Origin of the sequence: Streptacidiphilus monticola (assembly GCF_042658505.1) — a bacterium.
Lineage (GTDB): Bacteria > Actinomycetota > Actinomycetes > Streptomycetales > Streptomycetaceae > Streptacidiphilus > Streptacidiphilus monticola.
The window spans coordinates 1-1,379 of record NZ_JBHSQJ010000227.1 but is presented as its reverse complement, the minus strand read 5'-3'; the positions used below and the strand labels follow the sequence as shown (position 1 = coordinate 1,379).

Sequence of the window (1,379 nt, the reverse complement as noted above, 5' to 3'; positions counted from 1 at the left end):
GGCCTCCTGGTCAGCTCGGGATTGTCGAAGCCCGAAGCCCAGGAGGCCCTCATGTCTCAGTCTTGCGCTGTCCTGCCCGTGGAGTCCAACTCGGTTCCCCGGTCGTGTGATTGCCTCGCCCACCGGCTCGGAAATGCGGCCGACCATCGCGAACGGGCACGGACCTATCCGTCCGACATGACGGACGCCGAATGGGCCGAAGTCCGTGCGTCGCTGCCGGTGCCGGGATGGCTGGAGGGCAGGGGCGGGCAGCCGGAGGCCTACTGCCACCGACAGATGATCGACGCGGTGCGTTACCTGGTCGACAACGGGATCAAGTGGCGGGCCATGCCGGCCGACTTCCCCGCCTGGGACCGGGTCTACGCCTTCTGGCGCAGGTGGCGTGACAAGGGCTTCACGCGCGAACTGCACGACCGGCTGCGGGACCGGGTTCGCGAGGCCGCGGGGCGTGACCGGGAGCCGACGGCGGGCGTCATCGACGCGCAGTCGGTGAAGGGGGCCACGTCCGTGCCCGCTGCGACCCGGGGCTTCGACGGCGGGAAGAAGGTGAACGGGCGCAAGCGACACATCGTGGTCGACACCCTCGGCCTACTGCTCGCCGTGATGGTCACCGCGGCCTCGGTCACCGATCGCGAGGCCGGGCAGAGGGTGCTGGCGGCACTGCGCGAACGGCACTGGCGGATCGCCCTGGTGTGGGCGGACGGCGGCTACACCGGACAGCTCGTCGGCTTCGCCCGAAGTGCTCTGCGCCTCGCGCTGACGGTAGTCAAACGCCGCGACGACGCCTTGGGATTCGTCGTGCTTCCCAAGAGGTGGCTGGTCGAGCGGACCTTCGCGTGGCTGATGCGCTCACGCCGCCTGGCCCGGGACTACGAGGCCCGCACCGACAGTTCGGAGACCATGATCTGGTGGTCGATGAGTATGGTCATGAGCCGCCGCCTCGCCCGTCGACGCTGCTGAACATCCCCGGCCTCTCCTCGGCCAGCCAGCCCCGCGCGGCCAGGCGCTTGGCCTTCGACCGTACTCCCTCGACCTTCGCGGGAACCGGCTCCAAGCCGAGCGCACAGGCGAGCTGCCGGCAGTCCACCGCCTCGCCCCGTCCCGCGACGATGTCCATGATCCGCCGGTAGTCCGGCGCGAGGATGGCGGCGTCGAGCCCTGCCCGCCACACCGGCACCACCGATCCGGTCACCGCACCCGCCGCCGGCACCGCCCGCTCGACCTCGGCAACCGGCGCCTGCAGACCTTCGTTCGGCTCCGCCAGGACCTGCGAGACCGTCTCCCGGGCGATCACGAACCGCTCCAAGACGGCCTCCGCCTCCCGAAGTTCCGCCTGCAGACCCTCAACCCGCTGCCGGGCCGCGCGTTCCCGTTCCTCC

At 70.8% G+C, this 1,379-nt stretch carries 2 protein-coding genes; one reads left to right on the top strand and one right to left on the bottom strand.

Features of this window, described 5'->3' with window-relative positions; translation table 11 throughout:
• Positions 1 to 51: 51 nt before the first annotated feature.
• A complete protein-coding gene (locus ACFP3V_RS31475) occupies positions 52 to 960 on the top strand; it encodes an IS5 family transposase (protein ID WP_380591155.1) in 909 nt (302 codons plus the stop codon).
• Here ACFP3V_RS31475 and ACFP3V_RS31470 read toward each other — a convergent pair.
• Positions 926 to 1,379, bottom strand: a 454-nt coding sequence (locus ACFP3V_RS31470) for a hypothetical protein (RefSeq protein ID WP_380591153.1), incomplete at its 5' end; no start/stop codon positions are given. The genes ACFP3V_RS31475 and ACFP3V_RS31470 overlap by 35 nt on opposite strands.